Below are 558 nucleotides of genomic sequence, written 5' to 3' on the forward strand. Positions count from 1 at the left end.
ATAAGCTCGGGATCTACGTCGGCGTCACCGGCGCCGCAACCGACACGCTTCGTGGTGCGCTGCGGACAGCCTGTCCGAATGAGTACGAACTCACGCCGGCGACACCTCCGCCGCTTCCCACGGCGGATTCGGATGGGACACCAGCCGAGAAGTCAGCCACCGGGAACGCAAGCGGGGACGAGTCAGTCGTTGCTGTCGAGTGGGTGGGGGACGCCGACCGCCGCGACGACTGGCAGACCCGGCTCACCCCGTTTGCGTCGTTCACCGCCGCCGACACCGCACGCGCACCGCTGGCGGCCGTCGTCGAGACGTTGGCCGAGACGGACGCCGCCGTCACCTACCAGATGGTGTGTCAGCCGCACCGCGATTACCGCGGCGACGTACGGTATCGCACACAGCAACTCGAAGCCGGGCGCGATACGCCGGCAAGCCGCGTCGTGGCGGATCTGCTGGGACTCGATGCGGCCCCAGATGCGGACGCGACGCCCGCACGCACGGCTGCCGGTGACGATCGGCTGGCAGCTCTCGACGCGGTCGACCCGCAACACGCGTTCGTCG

At 69.4% G+C, this 558-nt stretch carries 1 pseudogene; it reads left to right on the top strand.

The features are described 5' to 3' along the window. Nucleotides 1–558 (top strand): annotated as a pseudogene (locus tag DVK07_RS20840) (hypothetical protein); the annotation flags it as partial.

It is taken from the genome of Halorubrum sp. Atlit-26R (genome assembly GCF_003666015.1).
GTDB lineage: Archaea > Halobacteriota > Halobacteria > Halobacteriales > Haloferacaceae > Halorubrum.